Origin of the sequence: Streptomyces sp. NBC_00249 (assembly GCF_026342355.1) — a bacterium.
Taxonomy (GTDB): domain Bacteria; phylum Actinomycetota; class Actinomycetes; order Streptomycetales; family Streptomycetaceae; genus Streptomyces.
Genome location: NZ_JAPEMV010000004.1, coordinates 635,930 through 658,057, shown reverse-complemented (window position 1 = coordinate 658,057; position 22,128 = coordinate 635,930). Strand labels below are relative to the sequence as shown.

23 protein-coding genes, 1 tRNA gene, 1 other RNA gene and 1 pseudogene are annotated in these 22,128 nt (G+C 72.7%); 17 read left to right on the top strand and 9 right to left on the bottom strand.

Annotated features, from left to right (window positions below):
• Nucleotides 1-38: 38 nt before the first annotated feature.
• The 3 genes from purD to ffs all read right to left on the bottom strand — a co-directional run bounded on the left by purD (nt 39) and on the right by ffs (nt 3,742).
• Nucleotides 39-1,292 carry a phosphoribosylamine--glycine ligase gene (gene purD, locus OOK31_RS21445; protein WP_267088888.1) on the bottom strand — a complete coding sequence of 418 codons (1,254 nt, stop codon included), beginning with the start codon at nt 1,290-1,292 and terminating at the stop codon, nt 39-41.
• Nucleotides 1,293-1,352: 60 nt separating this feature from the next.
• Nucleotides 1,353-3,578, bottom strand: coding sequence for a DNA polymerase III subunit gamma and tau (locus OOK31_RS21440; RefSeq protein WP_267088887.1), 2,226 nt, complete (start codon nt 3,576-3,578; stop codon nt 1,353-1,355).
• A 65-nt stretch (nt 3,579-3,643) separates the two neighbouring features.
• Nucleotides 3,644-3,742, bottom strand: an RNA gene (gene ffs, locus OOK31_RS21435) — signal recognition particle sRNA small type.
• A 163-nt stretch (nt 3,743-3,905) separates the two neighbouring features.
• Between ffs and OOK31_RS21430 the strand changes: the two genes are divergently transcribed.
• From OOK31_RS21430 to OOK31_RS21385, 10 genes and pseudogenes are all read left to right on the top strand, one after another.
• Nucleotides 3,906-3,993, top strand: a tRNA-Ser gene (locus OOK31_RS21430).
• Nucleotides 3,994-4,281: 288 nt separating this feature from the next.
• Nucleotides 4,282-4,470 (top strand): annotated as a pseudogene (locus OOK31_RS21425) (hypothetical protein); the annotation flags it as partial.
• A 173-nt stretch (nt 4,471-4,643) separates the two neighbouring features.
• Nucleotides 4,644-4,994, top strand: a complete 351-nt coding sequence (locus OOK31_RS21420; protein WP_267088962.1) for a hypothetical protein — start codon at nt 4,644-4,646, stop codon at nt 4,992-4,994.
• 33 nt (nt 4,995-5,027) lie between these two features.
• Nucleotides 5,028-5,243, top strand: a complete 216-nt coding sequence (locus OOK31_RS21415) for a type II toxin-antitoxin system VapB family antitoxin (RefSeq protein WP_079428878.1) — start codon at nt 5,028-5,030, stop codon at nt 5,241-5,243.
• Complete coding sequence (locus OOK31_RS21410; RefSeq protein ID WP_267088886.1) at nt 5,240-5,662, top strand: PIN domain nuclease; 423 nt, start codon at nt 5,240-5,242, stop codon at nt 5,660-5,662. Before OOK31_RS21415 ends, OOK31_RS21410 begins: the two co-directional genes overlap by 4 nt.
• Before the next feature lie 301 nt (nt 5,663-5,963).
• Nucleotides 5,964-8,075: an MMPL family transporter gene (locus OOK31_RS21405; RefSeq protein WP_323188239.1), complete on the top strand. Its 2,112-nt coding sequence runs from the start codon at nt 5,964-5,966 to the stop codon at nt 8,073-8,075.
• A gap of 71 nt (nt 8,076-8,146) precedes the next feature.
• Entirely contained in the window at nt 8,147-9,040 is an 894-nt protein-coding gene (locus OOK31_RS21400) for an RNA polymerase sigma-70 factor (RefSeq protein ID WP_267088884.1), read from the top strand.
• 54 nt (nt 9,041-9,094) lie between these two features.
• A complete protein-coding gene (locus tag OOK31_RS21395; protein WP_267088883.1) occupies nt 9,095-9,871 on the top strand; it encodes an SDR family oxidoreductase in 777 nt (258 codons plus the stop codon).
• A 101-nt stretch (nt 9,872-9,972) separates the two neighbouring features.
• Nucleotides 9,973-10,464 carry a hypothetical protein gene (locus OOK31_RS21390; RefSeq protein WP_267088882.1) on the top strand — a complete coding sequence of 164 codons (492 nt, stop codon included), beginning with the start codon at nt 9,973-9,975 and terminating at the stop codon, nt 10,462-10,464.
• 177 nt (nt 10,465-10,641) lie between these two features.
• Complete coding sequence (locus OOK31_RS21385; RefSeq protein WP_267088881.1) at nt 10,642-11,007, top strand: protease inhibitor I9 family protein; 366 nt, start codon at nt 10,642-10,644, stop codon at nt 11,005-11,007.
• Here the strand turns inward: OOK31_RS21385 and OOK31_RS21380 are convergent.
• Nucleotides 10,991-12,175 (bottom strand): S8 family peptidase, encoded by a 1,185-nt coding sequence (locus tag OOK31_RS21380; RefSeq protein ID WP_267088880.1) that lies wholly within the window; start codon nt 12,173-12,175, stop codon nt 10,991-10,993. The genes OOK31_RS21385 and OOK31_RS21380 overlap by 17 nt on opposite strands.
• A gap of 314 nt (nt 12,176-12,489) precedes the next feature.
• Between OOK31_RS21380 and OOK31_RS21375 the strand changes: the two genes are divergently transcribed.
• Nucleotides 12,490-12,888 carry a molybdopterin-binding protein gene (locus tag OOK31_RS21375; protein ID WP_267088879.1) on the top strand — a complete coding sequence of 133 codons (399 nt, stop codon included), beginning with the start codon at nt 12,490-12,492 and terminating at the stop codon, nt 12,886-12,888.
• A gap of 11 nt (nt 12,889-12,899) precedes the next feature.
• Here OOK31_RS21375 and OOK31_RS21370 read toward each other — a convergent pair whose 3' ends face one another.
• Nucleotides 12,900-14,345 (bottom strand): helix-turn-helix domain-containing protein, encoded by a 1,446-nt coding sequence (locus OOK31_RS21370; protein WP_267088878.1) that lies wholly within the window; start codon nt 14,343-14,345, stop codon nt 12,900-12,902.
• Between the two features lie 223 nt (nt 14,346-14,568).
• On the opposite strand from OOK31_RS21370, the gene OOK31_RS21365 reads away from it, so the two are divergent.
• The 4 genes from OOK31_RS21365 (at nt 14,569) to OOK31_RS21350 (ending at nt 19,127) form a co-directional block, all read left to right on the top strand.
• Nucleotides 14,569-15,411: a xanthine dehydrogenase family protein subunit M gene (locus tag OOK31_RS21365; protein ID WP_267088877.1), complete on the top strand. Its 843-nt coding sequence runs from the start codon at nt 14,569-14,571 to the stop codon at nt 15,409-15,411.
• Entirely contained in the window at nt 15,408-18,191 is a 2,784-nt protein-coding gene (locus OOK31_RS21360; RefSeq protein WP_267088876.1) for a molybdopterin-dependent oxidoreductase, read from the top strand. The genes OOK31_RS21365 and OOK31_RS21360 overlap by 4 nt, the downstream gene beginning before the upstream one ends.
• Before the next feature lie 80 nt (nt 18,192-18,271).
• Nucleotides 18,272-18,724: a molybdopterin-dependent oxidoreductase gene (locus tag OOK31_RS21355; RefSeq protein ID WP_267088875.1), complete on the top strand. Its 453-nt coding sequence runs from the start codon at nt 18,272-18,274 to the stop codon at nt 18,722-18,724.
• Nucleotides 18,725-18,845: 121 nt separating this feature from the next.
• Nucleotides 18,846-19,127 (top strand): hypothetical protein, encoded by a 282-nt coding sequence (locus OOK31_RS21350; RefSeq protein WP_267088874.1) that lies wholly within the window; start codon nt 18,846-18,848, stop codon nt 19,125-19,127.
• Nucleotides 19,128-19,131: 4 nt separating this feature from the next.
• Here OOK31_RS21350 and OOK31_RS21345 read toward each other — a convergent pair whose 3' ends face one another.
• From OOK31_RS21345 to OOK31_RS21330, 4 genes are all read right to left on the bottom strand, one after another.
• The gene (locus OOK31_RS21345) at nt 19,132-19,827 is read right to left on the bottom strand and encodes a hypothetical protein (RefSeq protein WP_267088873.1); all 696 of its coding nucleotides are present in this window, start codon (nt 19,825-19,827) and stop codon (nt 19,132-19,134) included.
• A gap of 138 nt (nt 19,828-19,965) precedes the next feature.
• Nucleotides 19,966-20,385 (bottom strand): molybdopterin-binding protein, encoded by a 420-nt coding sequence (locus OOK31_RS21340; RefSeq protein WP_267088872.1) that lies wholly within the window; start codon nt 20,383-20,385, stop codon nt 19,966-19,968.
• 146 nt (nt 20,386-20,531) lie between these two features.
• Complete coding sequence (locus OOK31_RS21335) at nt 20,532-20,744, bottom strand: hypothetical protein (protein WP_267088871.1); 213 nt, start codon at nt 20,742-20,744, stop codon at nt 20,532-20,534.
• A 12-nt stretch (nt 20,745-20,756) separates the two neighbouring features.
• Nucleotides 20,757-20,933: a DUF397 domain-containing protein gene (locus OOK31_RS21330; RefSeq protein ID WP_267088870.1), complete on the bottom strand. Its 177-nt coding sequence runs from the start codon at nt 20,931-20,933 to the stop codon at nt 20,757-20,759.
• Between OOK31_RS21330 and OOK31_RS21325 the strand changes: the two genes are divergently transcribed.
• Entirely contained in the window at nt 20,911-21,258 is a 348-nt protein-coding gene (locus tag OOK31_RS21325) for an ATP-binding protein (protein ID WP_267088869.1), read from the top strand. The genes OOK31_RS21330 and OOK31_RS21325 overlap by 23 nt on opposite strands.
• A 100-nt stretch (nt 21,259-21,358) precedes the next feature.
• Nucleotides 21,359-22,072 (top strand): hypothetical protein, encoded by a 714-nt coding sequence (locus tag OOK31_RS21320; protein WP_267088868.1) that lies wholly within the window; start codon nt 21,359-21,361, stop codon nt 22,070-22,072.
• The last annotated feature ends 56 nt before the right edge of the window (nt 22,073-22,128 follow it).

Here is a 22,128-nt window from a genome sequence, read left to right as displayed (position 1 = left end):
CTCCGCGCCCCGGGCCCGCCCCGTCACCGTCCCGCTGGTCAGCGGCCTTCGGCCGCCTTGGCGGCGATGTCGGTGCGGTGCTGCGAACCGTCGAGCTTGATCCGCGCGACGGCCTTATACGCCTTCGCCCGGGCCTGCGCCAGGTCGGAACCGGTCGCCGTCACCGACAGCACCCGTCCGCCCGCGCTGACCACCGCGTCGCCCTCGCGGCGGGTCCCGGCGTGCAGCACGTACGCGTCGGGACCGTCCTCGGCGGCCACCTCGTCGAGGCCCTCGATCGGGTCCCCGGTGCGCGGGGTGTCGGGGTAGTTGTGGGAGGCGATGACGACCGTGACGGCCGCGTCGTCGTGCCAGTTCAGCGGCGGCTCGTCGGCCAGGGTGCCGTTGGCGGCGTTCAGCAGCACGCTCGCGAGCGGGGTGCGCAGCCGGGCCAGGACCACCTGGGTCTCGGGGTCGCCGAAGCGGGCGTTGAACTCGATGACGCGGGTGCCGCGGCCGGTCAGGGCGAGACCGGCGTAGAGCAGCCCGGAGAAGGGGGTGCCGCGGCGGCGCAGCTCGTCGACGGTGGGCTGGAGCACCAGCTCCATGACCTCGTCGACCAGCTTCGGGTCGGCCCACGGGAGCGGGGAGTACGCGCCCATGCCGCCGGTGTTGGGGCCCGCGTCGCCGTCGAGCGCGCGCTTGAAGTCCTGCGCGGGCTGGAGCGGGACGACGGTGACGCCGTCGGTGATGGCGAAGAGGGACACCTCGGGGCCGTCGAGGTACTCCTCGATGACGACGCGGTCGCAGGCCAGCGCGTGGGCGCGGGCCACGGCCCGGTCCTCGGTGACCACGACGCCCTTGCCGGCGGCGAGACCGTCGTCCTTGACCACGTAGGGGGCGCCGAAGGCGTCGAGGGCCTCGTCCACCTCCTCGGGGGTGGTGCAGACGTAGCTGCGCGCGGTCGGGACCCCGGCCCCGGCCATCACGTCCTTGGCGAAGGCCTTGGAGCCCTCCAGCTGCGCCGCTTCCGCGGAGGGGCCGAAGACGGGGATGCCGGCCGCGCGGACGGCGTCGCCGACCCCGGCGACCAGGGGCGCCTCCGGGCCGACGACGACCAGGTCGGCGCCGAGTTCGGTGGCGAGAGCGGCGACCGCGTCGCCGTCGAGGGCGTCGACCGGGCGCAGCTCGGCCACCTCGGAGATGCCGGCGTTGCCGGGAGCGCAGTAGAGCGCGGAGACGTCGGGGTCGAGGGACAGAGAGCGGCACAGGGCATGTTCGCGGGCGCCGCCGCCGATGACGAGGACCTTCACGCCGCCCAGGGTAGCCCGGACGGCGTGGCGGGTTTCGTGCGGCCACCCAACTAGGAGGGGCTATTCATTCGTGTATTCCTCCACAACGGTGGCTCCGAGCTCGCGCACGATCAGGTCGTGTCCGGTCAGGGCGCTGTCGACGAGGTCGGGATCGTCCTCCTCGGCGAAATCGTCCTCGGGGGCCACCGGCGGGGGTGCCTGCTGTACGGGCGGCTGGTGCGCGGGCACGGACTGCTGGGGCGGGGGCTGCTGCTGGTACTGCTGCGGGGCCTGCGCCTGGGGCTGCGGCGGGGGCGGCGGGGTGTAGGCGGGCGCGGAGGGGGCGCCGTACGAGGACTGCGGCGCGGGGGCCACGGGAGCGCCGCCGCCTCCGCCGCCCACCACGGCGTCGATCTTCCAGTTCACCTGGAACTGTTCGGCCAGCACCGCCTTGAGGACTTCCTCGCTGCCGCTGCTCGCGAAGTTGTCGCGGGCTCCGGCGTTGGGGAAGCCGAGCTGGAGGGTGCTGCCGTCGAAGCCGGTGACCTGGGCGTTCTGGCTGAGCAGGATCCAGGTGAAGCGGCGGCGGTTCTTGACGGCCTCCAGGACGCCGGGCCACATCGCCTGGACCTGGCCCGCGCCGGCGGCCATGCCGGGCGAGGGCGAGGGCGCGGGCGCGGCGGGCTGCGCCTGCTGGACGGGCTGCTGCGCGGGCGCGGGGGCCGACGGCTGCGCCGGGGCCGGTGCTCCGCTGCCGGGCGCGGCGGCGCTGGGCCAGGCACCGGCGACGGGGGCCGGGGCCTGGGCCGGGGCCGGGGCCGGGGTGGCGGCCGGGGTGGAGGCGCCCGGCCAGGCGCCGGGAGCGCCGCTGCCGGGCTGCGCCGCCCCGGGCCACGCACCGGGCGCGGGGGCGGCGGGCTGCACGGGAGCGGGGGCCTGCACGGGAGCCGGGGCCGGAGGCGCGATGGCCGGGGCCACGGGAGCCGCCACCGGCGCCGGGGCCACGGGAGCCACCGGGGCGACGGCTGCCCGCGCGGCGGCGACCCCGCCGCCGGGCCCGGCCGGGGCCATGCCGTGTGCCTCCGGCGCGGGCACGTAACCCATGGCGGGGGCGGCCGCGGGCGGGGCGGTGAAAGCCCCGGCGGGCGGCCCGCTCCGCTCGAGCCGGTCCAGCCGGGCCTGGAAGGAGCGTTCGTCGTCGAAGGCGGCCGGGAGCAGCACCCGGGCGCAGATCAACTCCAGCTGGAGCCGGGGCGAGGTCGCCCCCCGCATCTCGGTGAGCCCCGAGTTGACCAGGTCGGCGGCGCGCGACAGCTCGGCGGCGCCGAAGACGGAGGCCTGGGCCTGCATCCGCTCCACGACGTCGGCGGGGGCGTCGATGAGGCCCTTCTCCCCGGCGTCGGGCACGGCGGCCAGGATCACCAGGTCGCGCAGCCGCTCCAGCAGGTCGGCGACGAACCGGCGCGGGTCGTTGCCGCCCTCCACCACCCGGTCGACGACCTCGAAGGCGGCGGCGCCGTCCCCGGCGGCGAAGGCGTCGATGACGGAGTCGAGCAGGGAGCCCTCGGTGTACCCGAGGAGGGAGGTCGCCATCGCGTACGTCACACCGTCGTCGGCGGCGCCGGCCAGCAGCTGGTCCATGACGGACATCGAGTCACGCACCGACCCGGCGCCGGCCCGCACGACGAGCGGCAGCACGCCGTCCTCGACGGTGGCGCCCTCGCGGCCGCAGACCTCGCCCAGGTATTCGCGCAGGGTGCCGGGCGGCACGAGCCGGAAGGGGTAGTGGTGCGTACGGGACCGGATGGTCCCGATGACCTTCTCGGGCTCGGTGGTGGCGAAGATGAACTTGAGGTGCTCCGGCGGCTCCTCGACCACCTTCAGCAGGGCGTTGAAGCCCGCCGAGGTGACCATGTGGGCCTCGTCGATGATGTAGATCTTGTACCGGCTCGACGCGGGCCCGAAGAAGGCCTTTTCCCGCAGGTCACGGGCGTCGTCGACACCACCGTGGGAGGCGGCGTCGATCTCGATGACATCGATCGAGCCCGGCCCGTTCCTGGCGAGGTCGCGGCAGGACTGGCACTCGCCGCAGGGATCGGGGGTGGGACCCTGCTCACAGTTCAGGCAGCGGGCGAGGATCCGCGCGCTGGTCGTCTTTCCACAGCCGCGCGGCCCGCTGAACAGGTACGCGTGATTGACCCGGTTGTTGCGCAGGGCCTGCATCAGCGGGGCAGTGACATGCTCCTGCCCGATGACCTCGGCGAACGACTCGGGGCGGTAGCGGCGGTACAGCGCAAGGGACGACACGTCTACGAGGTTATCCGGGCCCACCGACATCAGTGGCCCGCCGACGCCCCCGGACCCGCCCCGGAACGCAAAGCGCCCCCCACGCACCCGCCAGAGCCCACTTACCCTTGCTGCCTTCCGGCCCTGGGGGAGTTGGGTGAGATAGCGCCACGTGAGGGGCTGGGCCCCACCCTAGCGGATGTCTGCCCCGGGAATCGAGCCGCCCCGGATCCGAGCTCCCACCGGACCTCCCCCGAACCTCTCCGGCACCCGTCCCGAACCCCCTCCCCGACCCAAGATCGGGATCGTGTTCGCGAGCACCCCTCAACGTCTTGTATTGTTTGCGGCGGAGGATTCGCCTAGTGGCCTAGGGCGCACGCTTGGAAAGCGTGTTGGGGGCAACCCCTCACGAGTTCGAATCTCGTATCCTCCGCCAGTGCCTCACCGGGCACTTGAAGGCCCCGACCGGGAAACCGGCCGGGGCCTTCTGCGTTCCGTGGCCTCAGGTAGGCGAGTGCCTCCCGCTCGCCGACGGCGGCGATCCGGTCGCGGTACTGATCACGGAGGTCCGTGAGCGCCCTCTCGAAAGCCGTACGAGCAGATAGATCACTCGCCGTCCGCCGCATCGCCATGGGACCGCTGCCCGAACTCCAGACCCTCGAACGGGGCCGCCGTAAGCCGCTCAAGGAACCCGTCGCCGCCCAGGGTCGCCCAGCGGTGGAACATGGCGGGCAAGCGGCGTTCGCAGCGCATGCCGCCTCGATCCTGTCGGCATGCTCGGCTGCGCCGCCGGCCAGGCGGGCCCCAGCCCCAGCCCCAGCCCCTGGCGTATCTGATCGCCGACACCGCTCGCAGCCACGGCCGCGTACGCATCGCCCCCGCCGCCTGCGTCATCCACGGCGAGGAGCCCGCGCTCCTGGCCGAAATCGCCGTCCACAGCAAGCTCGCCAAGCTCGGCCTGCGACGGCTCGCACCGACGGTCCTGGTCAGCCGCAGCCCACTCGACCAGACCCTCGCCGCGCTTCGAGCCGAGGGCTGCGCTCCCGTGTCCGAGACGGCCGACGGAACCTACGCGTCGAGAAGACCGTGCCCCGGCGGGCCGCCGCACCCGTACCGGCCCCACGGAAGTCCCGTCCGCAGGCCGGCCTCCGAAGCACGACGGCTCCCCACACGACGAAGGCCCCCGCCGCCGACCTGGACGCCCTGGCCGTCCGGCTGCTGGCCGCACCACCGACCGCGCCGGAACCCGACCCCTTCGGCAGCGGAGTCCCCTTCGGAACGGGCACCGAAGAGATCGTCGCGGGATACGCGAAGCACCTGTCGTACAGCGATGTCCGCCAGCTCGGCCATGCCATCGACGCCGGCACCGCCATCACGGTCGAGTACGTCGCCCGAGCCCGTCCATCCCATGACTCCGGTGAACCATGCGAGGTATAGTTGTCTCCACAGTTGATATATAGGGGGTGCACAATGAGTCGGACGGTGATCGACCTCGATGACGAGCTGGTCGCAGACGTAGCCAAGGCCCTGGGGACCAGCACCAAGAAGGAGACGGTCAACACGGCCCTGCGCGAGGTACTGGAGAACAGGCGGCGCGCGCTGGCTTTGACCCGCCTGCGCGCAGCGGCCGACGAAGGCGCGTTCGATCTGACCCTCTTCGAGGACAAGCGGAACTACCGACGGTGAACGCCGCGCTCTACCTGATCGACACCAGCGCCCTCGCCCGCTTCATGCGGGGCGACGCGGAGCAGTACGGCTGGGACCAGGCGGCGGCGGCCGGCCTGATCGCCACGTGCCCCATCACGGAGCTGGAGTTCTTCTACAGCGCCCGATCGGCCGCCGACCGGGCACGTGGCATCGAGGACGTCCGCCTGATCTTCGGCTGGGTCCCGGTCGACGACCGTGCCTACGACCGGGCCTGGCAGGTCCAAGAGGCCCTCACCAAACAGGGCAAGCACCGCAGCGCCGGTGCAGTGGATCTCGTCGTCGCCGCGACTGCCGAGTTGCAGGGGCTCACCCTCCTGCACTGTGACCGCGACTTCGAGTGCATCGCCGCAGTAACCGGCCAGCCCCTCCAGTGGTACGGCCCCGAAGAGCGCAAGTAGTCGAGCGGCGGTTGCAGTTCTGGTTGCGTTCGCGTCCGTCCGGGGCCGTCCGCCGGATGGCGCCCCAGTCACGAGTTCGAATCTCGTATCCTCCGCCAGTGCCTCACCGGGCACTTGAAGGCCCCGACCGGCCCCTTGAATTCAGGGAGGCCGGCCGGGGCCTTCTGCGTTCCCCGGTTCCTCCCGGTCAGCCGGTGGCAGGCGATGAGGCGTGGGTCACATTCCGGGGGGCGGGCCTCACAATCCGGGGTCCTGCATCGCTCGTAGTGCGGAAGGCACCCGCGACGACTGAGGAACCAAGATGATGCGAAGACTTGCTTCGTTGCCCGGTGGAAGAGTGGGGAAATGGGTCGTCCTCGCGCTCTGGGCGGTCCTGCTGGTACCGGTCCTGATGCTGGCCGGCCAGCTCGGGGACGTCGAGGAGAACGACAACTCGGCCTGGCTGCCCGGTAACGCGGAGTCGACCAAGGTCGTCGCCCGGGCCGAGCACTTCCAGCGTGCCGATACCGTGCCCGCGATCGTGATCTACGACCGGCCCGGGGGCGTCACCCCTGCCGACATGGCCGAGGCCCAGGCCGACACCGAAGCCTTCAAGGGCATGGAAAACGTCGTGGGGCAGCCGCAGGGGCCGGAGAAGGCCCAGGACGGCAAGGCCATCCAGACCGTGGTCCAGGTCCGCAAGGACAAGACGGGCTGGGAGGGGATCGGCAAGACCGTCGACGAGCTGACCAAGATCGGCGAGGAGAACGCCGACGGCCTCGGCTTCCACGTCACCGGACCGGCCGGTCACGCGTCCGACTCGATCAAGGCGTTCAGCGGAGGGGGCGCCCTGACCACGATCACCGCACTGGTGGTCGTCGTGATGCTGCTGCTCACCTACCGCAGCCCGCTGCTGCCCCTGCTGCCGCTGCTGACCGTGGGCGTCGCCCTGGTCACGTCGGAGGCGGTGATCTACCTGCTGGCGAAGAACGCCGGGCTCGTCGTCAACAAGCAGACCAGTTTCATCCTGACCGTGCTGGTGTTCGGCGCCGCCACCGACTACGCACTCCTGCTCATCTCGCGGTACCGGGAAGAGCTGCTGCGGCACGAGGACCGGCACGAGGCGATGGCGGAGGCCCTGTACCGCTCCAGCCCGGCGATCGTCGCCAGCGCCGCGACCGTCGCGGTCAGTCTGACGCTGCTGATGCTGGCCACCCTCAGCTCCACCCAGGGGCTCGGGCCGGCCTGTGCCGTCGGCATCCTCGTCGGGCTGCTCGCCATGGTCACCCTGATGCCGGCCCTGCTGGTCATCTGCGGCCGCTGGATCTTCTGGCCGGTGAAGCCGTCGTACGGAACGGTCGAGGCGGCCGAGGAAGGCATCTGGGACCGGGTCGGCACCGCCGTCGCCCGTCGGCCGCGCATCGTGTGGATCGGCACCACGCTCGTCCTCGCCGTCATGGCGATCGGGGTGTTCGGGCTCAAGGCCGACGGACTCTCCAACAAGGACCAGTTCACCGGCACCCCGCAGATGGCCGTCGGCGAGAAGATCCAGTCCGAGCACTTCCCGGCCGGGGCGGGCGACCCCGTCTTCGTCGTCGCCGAGGCCGGCTCGGCGGAGCAGGTGAGGGCCGCGCTGGCCGGCGTACCGGGAGTCGTCGGCGTCTCGCCGCCGATGGTCAAGGACGGCGAGGCCATCATGCTCGGGGAGCTCGAGGACGACCCCAGCAGCAAGGCCGCGATACGCACCGTGGAGCAGGCCAGAACCGCGGTCCACGGGGTCGAGGGTGCGGACGCCCAGGTCGGCGGCAGCACGGCGATCATGCTCGACACGCAGGAAGCGGCCGCCCGCGACTCCAAGGTGATCATCCCCATCGTGCTGGTGGTGGTGCTCCTCATCCTCGCGCTGCTGATGCGGGCGATCGTCGCGCCGCTGCTGCTCATGGCGACGGTGGTGCTGTCGTTCGGAGCGGCCCTCGGCGTGAGCAGCCTGGTGTTCAACCACGTGTTCGGCTTCGCGGGCGCGGAAGCCTCCTTCCCGCTGCTGACGTTCGTGTTCCTGGTCGCCCTGGGCATCGACTACAACATCTTCCTGGTCACCCGGGTGCGCGAGGAGGCGCTGCTGCACGGCACCCGGCGCGGTGCGCTGACGGGTCTGTCCACGACCGGAGGTGTGATCACCTCGGCGGGTCTGGTGCTGGCCGGCACCTTCGCGGCGATGGCCTCGCTGCCGCTGGTGTTCGCGGCCGAGCTCGGGTTCGCGGTGGCGTTCGGCGTGCTGCTGGACACCATGATCGTCCGCTCGGTGCTGGTCACCGCGCTGACCCTGGACGTGGGTCGGTGGATGTGGTGGCCCAGCAAGCTGTTCACGCGTGACGACGCCCCCCGGCCGCCGGCGGGCAAGCCCGACCTCGAACCCGCTCTCAGCGGGCAGTGAGCCGAAGAGCCCCACCGCTCGCGGTGGGGCTCTTCGCGTTCCCCGGCCAACCCCCGCACTAGCGTGTGGTCATGGACACGGCACAGGAATTCGAGACCCACCGACCACGGCTGTTCTCGCTGGCGTACCGGATGCTCGGCTCGGCGGCCGAGGCCGAGGACGCCGTGCAGGACGCGTACCTGCGCTGGCACGGGATCGAGCCCGGCCAGGTGGCCGCGCCGGGTCCGTGGCTGGCCAAGGTGGTCACCAACCTGTGCCTGAACCGGCTCACCTCCGCCCGGGCGCAGCGCGAGGAGTACGCCGGCCCCTGGCTCCCCGAGCCGGTGGGGACCGGTGCCGGGGCGCTGGGGCCGATGGAGACGGCGGAGCAGCGGGACGCGGTGTCGTTCGCGGTGCTGACGATGATGGAGCGGCTGTCGCCCCCCGAGCGGGCCTGCGTGGTGCTGCGCGACGCCTTCGAGTACAGCCACCGGGACATCGCGGGCGTCCTCGACTGCTCGGAGGCGAACGCGCGCCAGCTCTACCGCCGGGCCAAGCAGCACCTCGCCGACGGCCGGCCGCGGTTCACCAGCTCGCGGGAGCAGGACGGAGAGCTGCTCGCCCGGTTCCTGGCCGCCGCGGCCGAGGGTGCGATGACCCAGCTGGAGCAGCTGCTCTCCGACCAGGTGGTCGTCTGGTCGGACGGCGGCGGCAAGGTCAGCGCGGCGCTTCGGCCGGTGGTCGGACGGGACAACGCGGCCCGCTTCCTGGTGGGCCTCTTCTCCCGGTGGGTGAACGGCGCGCAGATCGGCTTCGCCGAGGCGAACGGCGTTCCGGCGGTGGTGAGCTGGGAGGACGGCGAGCTGACGGCGTTCGGGGCGCTGGAGCTCGGCGAGGACGGGGTCACCGGCATCCGGCTCGTCCGGAACCCGGACAAACTGGCCTTCCTCGCCACTCAGCTCCGGGAGCTGTCACAAAACGCGTGACCCGTCGGTTCTTCATCAGTGACAGCGAAGGCGACAGGCGAGGGGCTGAGACCGATGGGCAACGACACGATCATGGTGACCGGCGCGACGGGCGTGCTCGGCCGCGAGGTGCTGGAGCGGGCCCGCCGCACCGGCCGCCCGGTCCGCGCGCTCACCCGCAGGGCCGAGGTGCCGGGCGAGGCCGGGGTGGCCTGGTACACCGGCGACCTGACCACCGGCGCCGGACTGGACGAGGCGCTCGCGGGGGTCCGTACGGTCATCCACTGCGCGAGCGACATCCGGCACTTCAAGAACGACGTCCCCGGCTTCCAGCACCTGCTGGAAGCCGGGAAGCGGGCCGGCGTCGAGCACGTCGTCAACATCTCGATCGTCGGCGTCGACGAGATCCCCTACCCGTACTACCGGGTCAAGCTGGAGGGCGAGCGGCTGCTCGCCGCCTCGGGGATCGGCTGGACCAACCTGCGGGCCACGCAGTTCCCCGCGCTGCTCGACCTCGCCTTCGGGGTCCTGTCCAAGCTCCCGGTGGTCCTCGTACCGTCCGGCACCGACTGCCAGCCGGTGGATCCGGGCGAGGTGGCGGACCGCCTCGTCGAGCTGGCCCTCGGCGCCCCGGCCGGCCGGGTGCCCGACTTCGCCGGCCCGGCCGTGCACCCGGCCGCCGGCCTCGCCAAGGACTGGCTGCGCGCGGCCGACAAGCGCCGCGCCGTCCTCCCCGTCCACGTCCCCGGCAGGATCGGCGCCGCCTGGCGCGCCGGACACCTGACGGCCCCCGCCCACGCGTCCGGCACCCGCACCTGGGAGCAGTACCTCACCGAGCGGGTCACCCCCTGACCCCGGCCACTCGTACGGGGCACCGGTCGGGCCGGCGTACAACCATTGGCCGCCGCGAACGATCCACCCCTGTGCACACAGCCACCGCACAGGGGAGAGCCGTGAACCACCGCACCGCCATCGCCGTACTCTCGGTCGCCGTCGCGACCGCCGCACTGACCGCATGCGGCAGCGACACGGGCAGCGACACGGGCGACGGGAAGCCGACGGCGAAGACCCCGCCCGCCGCCGCGCCGAGTACTCCCGCCGCCCCCAAGGTGGCGAGCAGCCCGCCGGCCGCCTCCGAGGCACCCAAGTCCGAAGCGCCCAAGGGCAAGGGGATCCCGCCCAAGCCGGACGCGGCGACGCAGGCGAAGTACATCGCCGCCCTGACCGCCATCGACCCGGACATCGTCAACACCAAGCCCGACAAGGCGGTCGACCGGGGCCGCAACCAGTGCGATTCGATCGCGAACTTCCCCAAGGACGACCAGAAGCAGATCGACCTCACCAACCAGAGGTTCACCTCGCCCAACCACCCGGACGGCTTCGGCCCGGCGAAGGCCGCCAAGATCCGCGACGCGGTCCACACGCACCTCTGCCCCTCGTACTAGGCGGTCAGGCCGGGGTGGGGCGGGCTTCGCGGGTGGCTGTGGGCGCGGGCCGCGTTCCGCAAGGGACTCGCCCGATAGACCCGGCAAGAGGCCCTGCAAGGGGGATCAAGGCGGGGGGCCGGCCCGCCGAAGGAAGGACTGAGTCACTGAGTGAACGACACCGAAAGGGAGTCCCCCGTGCGTACGCTTCCGCTTCCGCTCCTGCGTCCCGTCCTCGCCGCAGCCCTGCTGCTCGCCGCGCCCGTCGCCCTCGCGCCCGCCGCGTACGCCGCCCAGCAGGCGGCGTACCCGAGCCCCGAGGAGGGCGAGGGCGGGCCGTACATCGTCACCCTCGCGCCCGGCGCCGACCCCGAGCAGGTGATGCGCGAGACCGGCGTCGTCGAGGCCCGGTACGTCTACGCCAGCGCGGTGTCCGGTTTCGCCGCCGACCTGGACGGGGGGCAGGTGGCCGCGCTGCGGGCACACCCCGACGTCACCGGCGTCGAGCGGGACGGCGAGGGCGTCGGGGCGCCGGTGGAGGGCGGGGCTACTGGCCCGCGCTGAAGAGGAGCTGGTTGGGGGAGCCCTTGCTGACGCTGGTCAGGACGTCCTTGGTGGACTCGTCGTCGATGAACTCGTTGATCTCCGCCGGGAGGGCCGTCGGGTGGGCCTGCTTGTAGAGGACGGCGACACCCGCGACGTGCGGTGCGGCCATCGACGTTCCGTCGAGGGCCACGCTGCCGCCGCCGAGCTTCGCGGAGACGATGGCCGCGCCGGGGGCGTAGAGGGAGACGCAGGGGCCGTAGTTGGAGAAGCTGGTCTCCTCGTCCCACTGGTTTGAGGCCGCGACCGTGAGCACGCGGGCGGCGGACGCCGGCGAGATGTTGCAGGCGTCGACCGCGGAGTTGCCCGCCGCGATGACCGGCAGCACTCCCGCGTCGGACACGGCGGTCGCGGCGTCGTTGACGGCGGTCGACTTGTCCCCGCCCAGGGAGGCGTTCATCACGGCCGGCTGCTTGGCGTTCTTCGCCACCCAGTCCATGCCCGCGATGATCCCCGACCAGGTGCCCTTGCCGTCGCAGCCGAGGACGCGGACGCTGACCAGGCTGGCCTTGCGCGCCACGCCGTAGGTCGCGCCGGCGACCGTGCCCGCGACGTGCGTGCCGTGGCCCTGGCAGTCCTTGCCCTCGCGTCCGTCGCCGATGGCGTCGAAGCCGAAGGTGGCGCGGCCGCCGAACTCGTCGTGGTCGTAGTCGATGCCGGTGTCGAGGATGTAGGCGGTCACCCCGGAGCCGTTGCCCTCGGTCGTGAAGCTGTTGTCGAGCGGCAGGTTCTTCTGGTCGATCCGGTCCTGGCCCCACGAGTTCGACGGGGCCCGCATCGCCCCGGCCCGGCTCGGCTGGGGCACGGACTGGACCGAGGCGTCCTGCTCGACCGACTTCACGCCCAGGCTGACGCGGACGATGTCCAGCTGGAGCGCGGTGAGGGGGACGGCGAAGCCGTTCATGGCCTTGCCGTAGACGAAGGTCGGCTTCAGCTTCAGCCGCTCCGCGAGCTTCGCCGCGTCCACGCCCTTCTCCAGGGTCACGATGTAGTTTCCGGGAACGCCGTTGGACGCGGCGGTGATCAGCGGGGCCGGAGTCGGCTCGGGCGCCGAGTCCGAGGCGGAGGCGGCGGTGACGGGGGTCATCGCGAGCAGCGCGGCGACGGTGACACGCGTGAGCATGCGCATGGGGGAGTCACTCCGTTGTCAGGGGGGTGGGTATCGCCCCGTACCGAAGCAGGTCCTGACGATCACGGGAAGCGCATCGGGCGGCGTGCCGGAGCTCCCGGTCACGGTGCCCGCGTGCGCTCCCCCGAGTGGGGGACCCGCCCCGGACGGCCCGGCACGCCCCATGTCCCGGGCGGGCGGCGGAGGTAAACGTTCCCCCGGCCCCGCGCCGCGCGCGGCGGGCCCGACACGAACGAGATCACGCCCGAACGGGTGACCCATCACCCGGACGGGGAACACCCGTCGCCGGCCGCGCGCGCGGCTAAGCTGCGCGCGTGCCGTCGTACTCGATCGGGCAGGCCGCCAACCTGCTGTGCGTGAGCCCCGAGACCGTCCGCCGCTGGGCCGACGCGGGGCGGCTGCCCGCGCTGCGCGCCCCGGACGGGACCCGGTCCGTCGACGGGGCCGTGCTGGCCGCCTTCGCCAAGGAACGGGCCGCCGGTCTGCACCCGCTGCCCGAGACGGGCCCCGCCACCTCGGTGCGCAACGCCTTCGCGGGGATCGTCACGGCGGTACGGCTGGACGAGGTGGCGGCCCAGGTCGAGATCCAGTCGGGCCCGCACCGGATCGTCTCCGTGGTGACCCGGGAGTCGGTGGAGGAGCTGGGCATCGCGGTCGGCGTCACCGTCACCGCCCGCGTGAAGTCGACGGACGTCCACGTCGACATCCCGTAGCCGCCGAAGGCCTATCCGCAGCGCAGCGCCGCGTACAGGTCCAGCTTGTGGTCCAGGCGGGACAGGTCGCGGCCCGTCAGGACCTCCACGCGCTCGATCCGGTAGTGCACCGTGTTGACGTGCAGGTGCAGGGCCTCCGCCGTACGGGCCCACGAGCAGTTGTTGGCGAGGAAGACCTCCAGGGTCTCCCGCAGCATCCCGTCCCCGAGCGCGCCCAGCGTCTGCGTCCCGAACACCGAACGCACCTCCGGCGGCACCCCGGCGAGCAGCCGGTCCAGGGTGTCCAGCTGCTCGACGGCGCGCACCGGGGCCTCCTCGCCCGCCGCCGTCAGGGCGAAGCGGGCCTGGTTCAGGGAGGCCCGCAGCCCCTCGGGACCGGCCGCCCGGGCGCCCGCGCCGAGGCGCAGCTCCGTCTCGGGGCCGGCGCAAGCCTGGAGCAGCGGCCACAGGGCGCGCAGTTCGGCGGTGATGTCGAGTCCGGAGTCGGGGTCCTCGTACAGGACGGCGGCGGTGTCGCCCACCGCCGACGGGACGCCTTCCAGGTGGCTCAGGGCCTCGACGAGGGCCTCCCCGGAGGTGGCGGCCAGGACCCGGTACGGGCCGGCGGCGGGGAGTCCGGCGGCGGTCAGGGCCTCCTCCAGGGCGGCGGGGTCGCTCTCGCCGCCGAGGAGCCCGATCAGCTCCTGGCCGGCGGCCCGTTCGGCGGCGGTGCGGCGGGCCTGTGCGTCGCGGTACTGGGCGAGCACCTCGGCGATCTCGTGGAGGACGCGCGGCGGGGCCGCGTCGGCGTCGGGGAGGTGCAGCTGCCAGGCGTCGTAGGGGGAGCTGTCGGCCTCGACGCGCAGCGAGAGCCCGCCGCGCACGGGGGCGGCCCGCTGGGCGGGGAGGGCGGGAGCGGAGGGCGTACGGGCGACGGTGCGCCCGCTGGCGGTCAGTACGTAGCAGGGGACCTTGCCCAGGTGGGCGCAGGCCCGGTCGAGGAGTTCGGCGGGGCCCGCGCCGCCCGCGAGGAGCCGGCTGAGCTCGCCGCGGACGTTCTCGGGGAGGGCGAAGAGGCGGGTGGGGCGGCGGCTGAGGTCGCCCCACTGGCGCAGGTACACGGCCTCGGTGACCGCCCGGAAGCTGGTCCGCGCGGGGACGGCCACGAGCGGCACCCGGTGGGCGCGGCAGGCGTCGACGAGTTCACCGGGGACCTTGCCGTGGGTCTCCTCACCGGCGAGGAGGGCGGTGGCCCCGGCCCCGGCGAGCGCGGAGACGAAGCGGTCCGCCTTCGCCAGGTCGCCGTCCGACCACCACACGAGCCCGCTCAGCACGAGTTCGCCGGGTCCGAGGAAACGGCCCGGGTCCTCGAGGTCGGTGGCGGTGACACCGCTGACCTCCTGGCCGAGAAGGGCTTCGTCGCCCCAGAGCAGGGTGAGGCCGAGATCGTCGGACTGGAGCAGGTCGAGGACGTGCATGGCAGGGACTCCTTGCGGTGGGGGTGGCCCACATTCGCCAGGTGAATACGAGAAACCTCATCGTAAATGCAAGGACAACCCCCGCCTATGGCTTTGGTGAATCCACCAGCGCACACCATCCGGAGCCTGCCGGTTTCCGTGTCCGGGACCAGTCGTTTCGCCCCCTTCCCAGTTGCTTCACTGAGGCGGATCGCCGCATTCGCAGGAAGGCCGGTGGCGCGAATTGGACCTCAACACGGTGCTCGACGTGCGTGACGCGCGCCGCCGCGAACCCTGGCGTCCCGGCGACGCCTGGCTGGGCGGCGGCACGTACCTCTTCTCCGAGCCGCAGCCGCACATCCGCCGTCTCTTCGACCTCTCCCGCATGGGCTGGCCGCCCCTGTCCTGGCAGCCGGACGGCTCCCTCGACATCGCCGCCACCTGCACCATCACAGAGCTGTCCCGCTTCGGCCGCTCCCTCCCCACCACGGCCGCACCGCTGATCGAGCAGTGCTGCCGCGCCTTTCTGGCGAGCTTCAAGATCTGGAACATGGCCACGGTCGGCGGGAACCTCTGCAACGGCCTCCCGGCCGGCCCGATGGTCTCCCTGACCGCCGCCCTCGACTCCACCGTCGAGCTGCTGGGCCAGGACGGCGCCACCCGCCGCATGCCGGTCACCGACTTCATCCGCGGCGCGGGCGTCAAGGACCTCCGCGACGGGGAGCTGCTGCGCTCCGTACGCGTCCCCGCCCGCGCCCTGGAGACCCGTACGGCGTTCCGGCAGGCCTCGCTGTACGGGCTCGGCCGCTCCGGCGCCCTCGTGATCGGGACGTCCGACCCGCGGGACGGCTCCCTCGCGGTGACCGTCTCCGCCGCCACGACCCGGCCGCTGCGCTTCTGGTTCGCGCTGCCGCCCACCTCCGCCGAGCTGCGCGGGGCGATCGACGGCGGCGTCCGCCCCGACGAGTGGTACGACGACATCCACGGCCTGCCCGAGTGGCGGCGTCACATGGCCCTGCGCCTGGCCGAGGAGATCCGCCGCGAACTCACCCTCGGACTCACCACCCCCCAGGAGGGTTCCCGATGAGCTACGGGATCGAGATCAACGAGCAGCGCTTCGAGGACGAGCCGCGCCCCGGCCAGTGCCTGCGCACCTACCTCCGCGAGCGCGGCTGGTTCGGCGTGAAGAAGGGCTGCGACCAGGGCGACTGCGGGGCCTGCACCGTCCACGTCGACGGGCAGCCCGTGCACAGCTGCCTCTACCCGGCCGTCCGCGCCGAGGGCCGCTCCGTCACCACCGTCGAGGGCCTCGCCAGGCCCGGCGGCGAACTGCACCCGGCGCAGCAGCGGTTCCTCGACGCGCAGGGCTTCCAGTGCGGCTTCTGCACCGCCGGGTTCCTGATGACCACCGCCGCCCTCCAGGCCGAGGAGGGCACCGCCCACGACGACGGCAAGCTGGAGGACCTCCCGCGCGCCTTCAAGGGCAACATCTGCCGCTGTACGGGCTACCGGGCCATCGAGGACGCGGTGCGCGGGGTCAAGCACACCGAGTCCCCGGAGGCCGGGCGGGCCGTCGGGAAGTCCCTCGGCGCCCCCGCCGGGCCGCTGGTCGTGACCGGATCGGCCCGCTACACCTTCGACGTGGAGGTGCCCGGCCTGCTCCACATGAAGCTGCTGCGCTCCCCGCACCCGCACGCCCGGATCGTCGGCATCGACACCCGCGACGCCCTCCAGGTGCCGGGCGTCCACGCCGTCCTCACCCACCACGACGCCCCCGACCGGCTGTACTCCTCGGCCCGCCACGAGCACCCCACCGAGGACCCGATGGACACCCGCGTCCTGGACGACGTGGTCCGCTTCGTCGGCCAGCGCGTGGCGGCCGTCGTCGCCGACAGCGAGCAGGCCGCCGAGGAGGGCTGCCGGCGCGTGGTCGTCACGTACGAGGAACTCCCGTACGTCATCGACCCGGAGGAGGCGATGCTGCCGGGCGCGCCGGTCCTGCACCCCAAGGGGCCCGAATCGGGGATCTTCCGCGCCGAGAACAACGTGTGCGGCGAGGTCCACAACACCCTCGGCGACATGGAGCAGGGGTACGCGGAGGCGGACGTCGTCTACGAGGAGACCTTCCGTACCCAGCGCGTGCAGCACGCCAGTCTGGAGACGCACGGCAGCGTCGCGTACTTCGAGCCCAAGGAGGACGGCGACGGCGAGCGCATCACCGTCCGCTCCTCCACCCAGGCGCCGTTCCTGACCCGGCGGGCGCTGTGCGCCCTCTACGACCTGGGCGAGGACGAGGTCCGCGTCGTCGCGGGCCGCGTGGGCGGCGGATTCGGCGGCAAGCAGGAGATGCTCACCGAGGACATCGTGGTCCTCGCCGCCCTGAAGCTGCGGCGCCCGGTGAAACTCGAGTTCACCCGGGCCGAGCAGTTCTACGGTGCCACCACCCGCCACCCCTTCAAGACCACCGTCAAGATCGGTGCCAAGGCCGACGGCACCCTCACCGCGCTGCGCATCCGCGTGCTCGCCAACACCGGCGCCTACGGCAACCACGGCCCGGCCGTCATGTTCCACAGCGTCGGCGAGTCCTTCGCCGTCTACAAGGCACCGAACAAGGAGGTCGAGGCGTACTCCGTCTACACCAACGGCGTCCCGGCCGGCGCCTTCCGCGGCTACGGCCTGGGCCAGGTCCTCTTCGCCCTCGAATCGGCGATGGACGAGCTCGCCGTCCGGCTCGGCATGGACCCGCTCGTCCTGCGCGAGAAGAACGTCATCGGCGCCGGGGACCACCTGGTGACCCCGATCGGCCACGAGGAGGACCTCTTCATCGCCTCGTACGGGATGAAGCAGTGCATGGACGTCGTCCGCAAGGCCATCGCCGAGGACCGCAGCCACGAGGACGTCCCGGAGGGCTGGCTCACCGGCACGGGCTCGGCCGTCGCCATGATCGCGACCGGCCCGCCGGGCGGCCACTTCGCCGACGCCCGCGTCAGCCTGCTGCGCGACGGGACGTACGACATCGCGGTGGGCACGGCGGAGTTCGGCAACGGCACCACCACCGTCCACAAGCAGATCACCGCCGGCGCGCTGAACACCACGGTCGACCGGATCACCGTCCGCCAGTCCGACACGGACGTGGTCCGCCACGACACCGGCGCGTTCGCCTCGGCCGGCACGGTGGTGGCGGGCAAGGCCGTGATGCTGGCGGCGGGCTCCCTCGCGGAACGCCTGCAGACCTTCGCGGCCCGCCACACGGGAGTGGCCCGGCACCTGTGCACGCTGACGGCCGAGGCCTTCGACTGCGCGGGCCGCGTCGTCACCCTCAAGGAGCTGTACGAGGCCGCGTACGACAAGGGCGAGCTGGACGAGATCGCGGCGGACGGCCACTGGGGCGGCTCCCCCCGCTCGGTGGCCTTCAACGCCCAGTGGTTCCGCCTGGCCGTGGATCCGGGCACGGGCGAGATGAGGATCCTGCGGTCCGTCCACGCGGCGGACGCCGGCAAGGTCATGAACCCGATGCAGTGCCGCGGCCAGGTCGAGGGCGGCGTGGCCCAGGCCCTGGGCGCCACCCTCTTCGAGACGGTACGGGTGGACGAGCGCGGGGAGGTCACCACGGCCGCCTTCCGCCGCTACCGCCTCCCGCAGTACGCGGACGTCCCGCGCACGGAGGTCCACTTCATGGAGACCTCGGACGCGATCGGGCCGCTCGGCGCGAAGTCCATGTCCGAGAGCCCCTTCAACCCGGTGGCCCCCGCCTTCGCCAACGCCCTGCGGGACGCGACGGGGATCCGCTTCACGGAGCTGCCCGTCACCCGTGACGTGGTCTGGCAGAGAATCGACCAGAAACTGCAAGGCGAAACCCACAACTGATGACCCATCTGCGGCTCATACATACCCCTGAACCTCGCACATGAGGTTCCAGCGCGACCTGAGTCGGGCATGAGGGACCCATGGCCACACTCCTGCTGCACGGCGACCTCGACCACCCCGCGACCCTGAGCGTCGCCGACCTGCGCGCCTGGCCCCAGCACCGGGCGGAGGTCACCTTCGACTGCGCGACGAACGGCCCGCAGCACCACGTCTTCGAAGGCGTGCTGCTGCGGGACCTCGTCGCCGGCGCGGGCCCCGTCTTCGACGCCCGCCGCCGCAAAGACCGCAGCCGCTACCTCCTCGCGGTCAGCGGCGGCGACGGCCACCACACCGTCCTGTCCTGGGCTGAACTCGACGCCGACTTCTGCGGCAGCCCGGTCCTGCTGGCCACCCGCCTCGACGGCGAGGACCTCGACGGGCCGGGCAGCCAGCTGGTCGTCCCCTCCGACCGCTGCGGCGCGCGCTACGTCAGCGCCGTCACCCACGTCTGGTTCGGCACCCTGTCGGCCCCGGCCCTGGTGTCGGTCTCCTGAAGATCCACGCGCCCCTCTTTCACCACCGCACGCCGTATCACCGACCGTAACTGTCGATCTACCTTCAGTCATGACACCTGGTCGGCGAGCGGAAAGAGGCAGGCGAATGATGCGACGACGAGTGACGAAGGTTCTCGGGGCGTGTGCGGCGGCGGCGGTGCTGGCGCTGGCGGCCCCGGGTACGGCACAGGCGGCACAGGGGGTGCTGGTCATCGACGGCGCGGCGAACGAGGATCCGTCCGGCTGCTACCCGCTGGGCGACTTCGCCCCGTCACAGGTGCTGAACCTGACGGACGGGGTGGCCTGGGTGTGGTCGGGCCCGAACTGCGACGGCCGCGTGGAGCACCCGGTCTTCCCCGGCCAGGCGACCGTCGCGCACGGCCGGAGCGTCTTCATCGAGTGAGTCGCTACCGCACCGGCGGGCAGGGGACTCCGAACACCGCGCACCGCGCCTCGAAGCCCGGCGGCAGCCAGCCTCCGGAGAGCAGCCTCGGATGCGCGGGGAAGGCGACGTGCGCGGCGAGGGCGAACATCAGGGACGCCCACATGGACTGGACCCGCACCGTGGAGTACCCGCCGGTGTGGGTGTTCTGGAACGAGCACTGGAAGACGTCCGGGCCGGCCAGGTCGATCGTGTCGAGCCCCGTCCAGTTCAGGTCCAGAAACCCGTTCGGCTGACCGAGGTACGCGCGGCGGTTGGTGACGGTCAGTTCGCCGTTGCCGTCGTACACCCAGCGCGGCTGGGCGTCGGCGGCGGCCCGGCTCTTGCGGGCGGCGTTGCCCAGCGCGTTCCCGGCGAGCGAGCCGAGGACGAAGGCCGGGCGCCCGAAGGCCATCACGTTGCTGTGGCTGTAGCTGCCGTCGCCCAGACCCCGCCAGGTCAGGCGGGCGGCCGGGCCCACCGCGAGCGAGAGTTCCCCGGGTGCCAGCCGCGCCGTGGAGGGCAGCGGCACGCGCGCGGAGAGCCGGCCGTGCATCAGGTCGTGCACGACCCGGCAGGTGTGCACCAGGTGGTCGTCGAACGCGGTCCACGGCGCGTGGGCGGGCGCTGCGGGCGGCATGGGCCCGGAGGCCGGTTCCACCGCGTACGGGTTGTCCTCCATCGCCCCTCCCCGGACACACGAACCAGTCGCGCTCATCCTAAGGACCGGATCGGCGGCCCGCCCCGGAAAACGGCACGGCGGCCCGTCTCTCCCCCGTCCGTACGGGAGATGACGGACCGCCAGAGCCTGCGGGAGGCGTCAGGCCGCCTGGAGGGAGACCTCGGTCGACTTGATCAGCGCGACGACGGAGGACCCGGCGGCCAGGCCGAGGGCCTCGACGGCGTCGGCGGTGATCGCGGCGGTCAAGCCGCCACCGTTCACGTCGACCTTGACGGAGGCCATGGCCGGGCCGGTGGCGACGTCGACGACGGTGCCGGCGATCTGGTTGCGGATGGACAGCCCCTCGACGGGACCGGTCGCGAGCGCCACCTCGGTGGCCTTGACCAGGGCCTTCACGGAGGACCCGGCGGCAAGACCGAGCTCCTTGACGGCGTCGACGGTGATCGCCGCGGTGATGTCCTGGCCGCCCTCGAGGCGGACCTTGACCGTCGCCATCGCCTCACCGGCGGTGACGGCGGTGACGGTTCCGGCGATCTGGTTGCGGATGCTCAGGCTCATGGGTGGTTCGACCTCTTACGTAGACAGTTCGTGCGGCCCGGGAAGAGAAGAACCGCACGAGATCGACGCTAGGCGGCTGTGCTTTGACTTGTGTTCAGCCCCTCGCATCCGCCAACCGGAACCACCCGCACGGCTCGCCGATGCGGTCAGGCACCGGCCAGCAGGTCCGCCTCCCCCAGAGAGGCCGACAGGGCGCGGGCCTCGTGTTCCGTCATCCGGGGCGTCTCGTACGGCACGGCGTTCACCCAGCGCTGCGCCAGCCGGGCGATCCGCTCGCCGTACCGCTCGCCGTACCGCTCGGCGGTGATCAGGCCGCCGCGCGATCCGGCGCCCTCGGGCCCGACCTGGACGAGGCGCACCCTGGCCGCCGATCACTGAGCGGCGTACGAAACGAACCCCGCCCAGGCGGTGTCACTGACCACGAGCTGCGGGCCGGTGGTCTTGGAGTCCCGGACGTGAACCGTCCCGGGGTTCGCCGCGACCTCGACGCAGTTGGTGATCTCGTTGTTGGTGCTGTAGCTGCTCTTGAACCAGTGGCTGTCCGCCACTCCCCGCGCGGCGCGCCTCGCCCGGCTGCTCACCGTCGAGCAACTGCGGTCCTGGGGGCTGCCGTTCCATGACGCCGCGCAGGTCGTCGCCGAGTTGGCCGCCAACGCCGTCACCCATGGGCGGGTGCCCGGGCGGGACTTTCACCTCGCGCTCCGCGTCACCGACGCCGGCCGGGTGCGGGTCGAGGTGTCCGACGCCCGGGGCGAAGCGCTGCCGGGCGCGCCCCGGTACGGGCTGGCCATCGTGGCGGGGCTCGCGCGCGACTGGGGGACCAGCCCGGGGCCGGTCCCGCGCAAGACCGTCCGGGCCGAACTGGGCAGGTAGGGCCGGTCGTTGTCCCTGACGTGGGATCCGGGGCGGATCAGGGTCGGGCGGGGGATGTCCCCGTGGCTGCCGGACGGCGCCCGGCGGGAGTGTGGGAGCCATGCAGACCACCACGCTCCGCCGCACGGCCGCCGCCCTCGCGCTCGCCGCCACCCTGACCGGCCTGGCCGTCGCCCCCGCCCTCGCCGCCGAGGCCCCCTCGTACGACTTCTCCGACTGCCCGGCCATCCCCGCCGGGGTGGACGCCGCGCAGTGGAAGTGCGAGGTGCTGACCGCCACCGGGTCGCTGCACCTCGGCAGCCGGGACATCCCGGAGCTGGCCCCGATGACCATCACCCACGCCGAGGGCCCCCTCCCCGACGGGAGCAAGGGCCAGGTGTGGGGCGCCCTGCGCGGCGGCCCGACCCCCGTCCCCGGCGGGCTGACGGGCCACGGGCCCCTCCCGCTCGCCCTCCAGCCGGAGTACGGCGGCCGGTCCGACTTCTACTCGGTCGGCGACCGGATGGGCCTGTTCACCCTGCGCTACCGCGTCGTGAGCCCGCTGCTGCCCGAGGGCTGCGTCATCGGCACCGAAGAGGCGCCGATCGAGATCCGGCTGCGGCGCGTCGGCAGCTCGGAGTGGATCTCGAAGAACCCTCCGGTCATCAAGTTCGCGGCGACCGACACCGCCTTCACCGCCCCCGCCGCCACCGACTGCGGCCCGCTGACCCGGCTCGTCAACCACCGCCTCGGCCTGCCCGCGCAGACCGGCAACACCCTCACCCTGTCCGCGCTCTACACCTTCAAGACGTACGACCAACTGCCCCCGCGTTGACCCGTGATGGGAGGGCTCCCACCGGGACCCGGTGAACCGCGTGCCGGTGGGACCGT

Coding starts and splice junctions, on each gene's coding strand:
- OOK31_RS21415 (WP_079428878.1), top strand. CDS start 5,028: ATGAGTCGGACGGTGATCGACCTCGATGACGAGCTGGTCGCAGACGTA.
- OOK31_RS21405 (WP_323188239.1), top strand. CDS start 5,964: ATGATGCGAAGACTTGCTTCGTTGCCCGGTGGAAGAGTGGGGAAATGG.
- OOK31_RS21400 (WP_267088884.1), top strand. CDS start 8,147: ATGGACACGGCACAGGAATTCGAGACCCACCGACCACGGCTGTTCTCG.
- OOK31_RS21395 (WP_267088883.1), top strand. CDS start 9,095: ATGGGCAACGACACGATCATGGTGACCGGCGCGACGGGCGTGCTCGGC.
- OOK31_RS21380 (WP_267088880.1), bottom strand. CDS start 12,175: ATGCGCATGCTCACGCGTGTCACCGTCGCCGCGCTGCTCGCGATGACC.
- OOK31_RS21370 (WP_267088878.1), bottom strand. CDS start 14,345: ATGCACGTCCTCGACCTGCTCCAGTCCGACGATCTCGGCCTCACCCTG.
- OOK31_RS21360 (WP_267088876.1), top strand. CDS start 15,408: ATGAGCTACGGGATCGAGATCAACGAGCAGCGCTTCGAGGACGAGCCG.
- OOK31_RS21355 (WP_267088875.1), top strand. CDS start 18,272: ATGGCCACACTCCTGCTGCACGGCGACCTCGACCACCCCGCGACCCTG.
- OOK31_RS21345 (WP_267088873.1), bottom strand. CDS start 19,827: ATGGAGGACAACCCGTACGCGGTGGAACCGGCCTCCGGGCCCATGCCG.
- OOK31_RS21340 (WP_267088872.1), bottom strand. CDS start 20,385: ATGAGCCTGAGCATCCGCAACCAGATCGCCGGAACCGTCACCGCCGTC.
- OOK31_RS21320 (WP_267088868.1), top strand. CDS start 21,359: ATGCAGACCACCACGCTCCGCCGCACGGCCGCCGCCCTCGCGCTCGCC.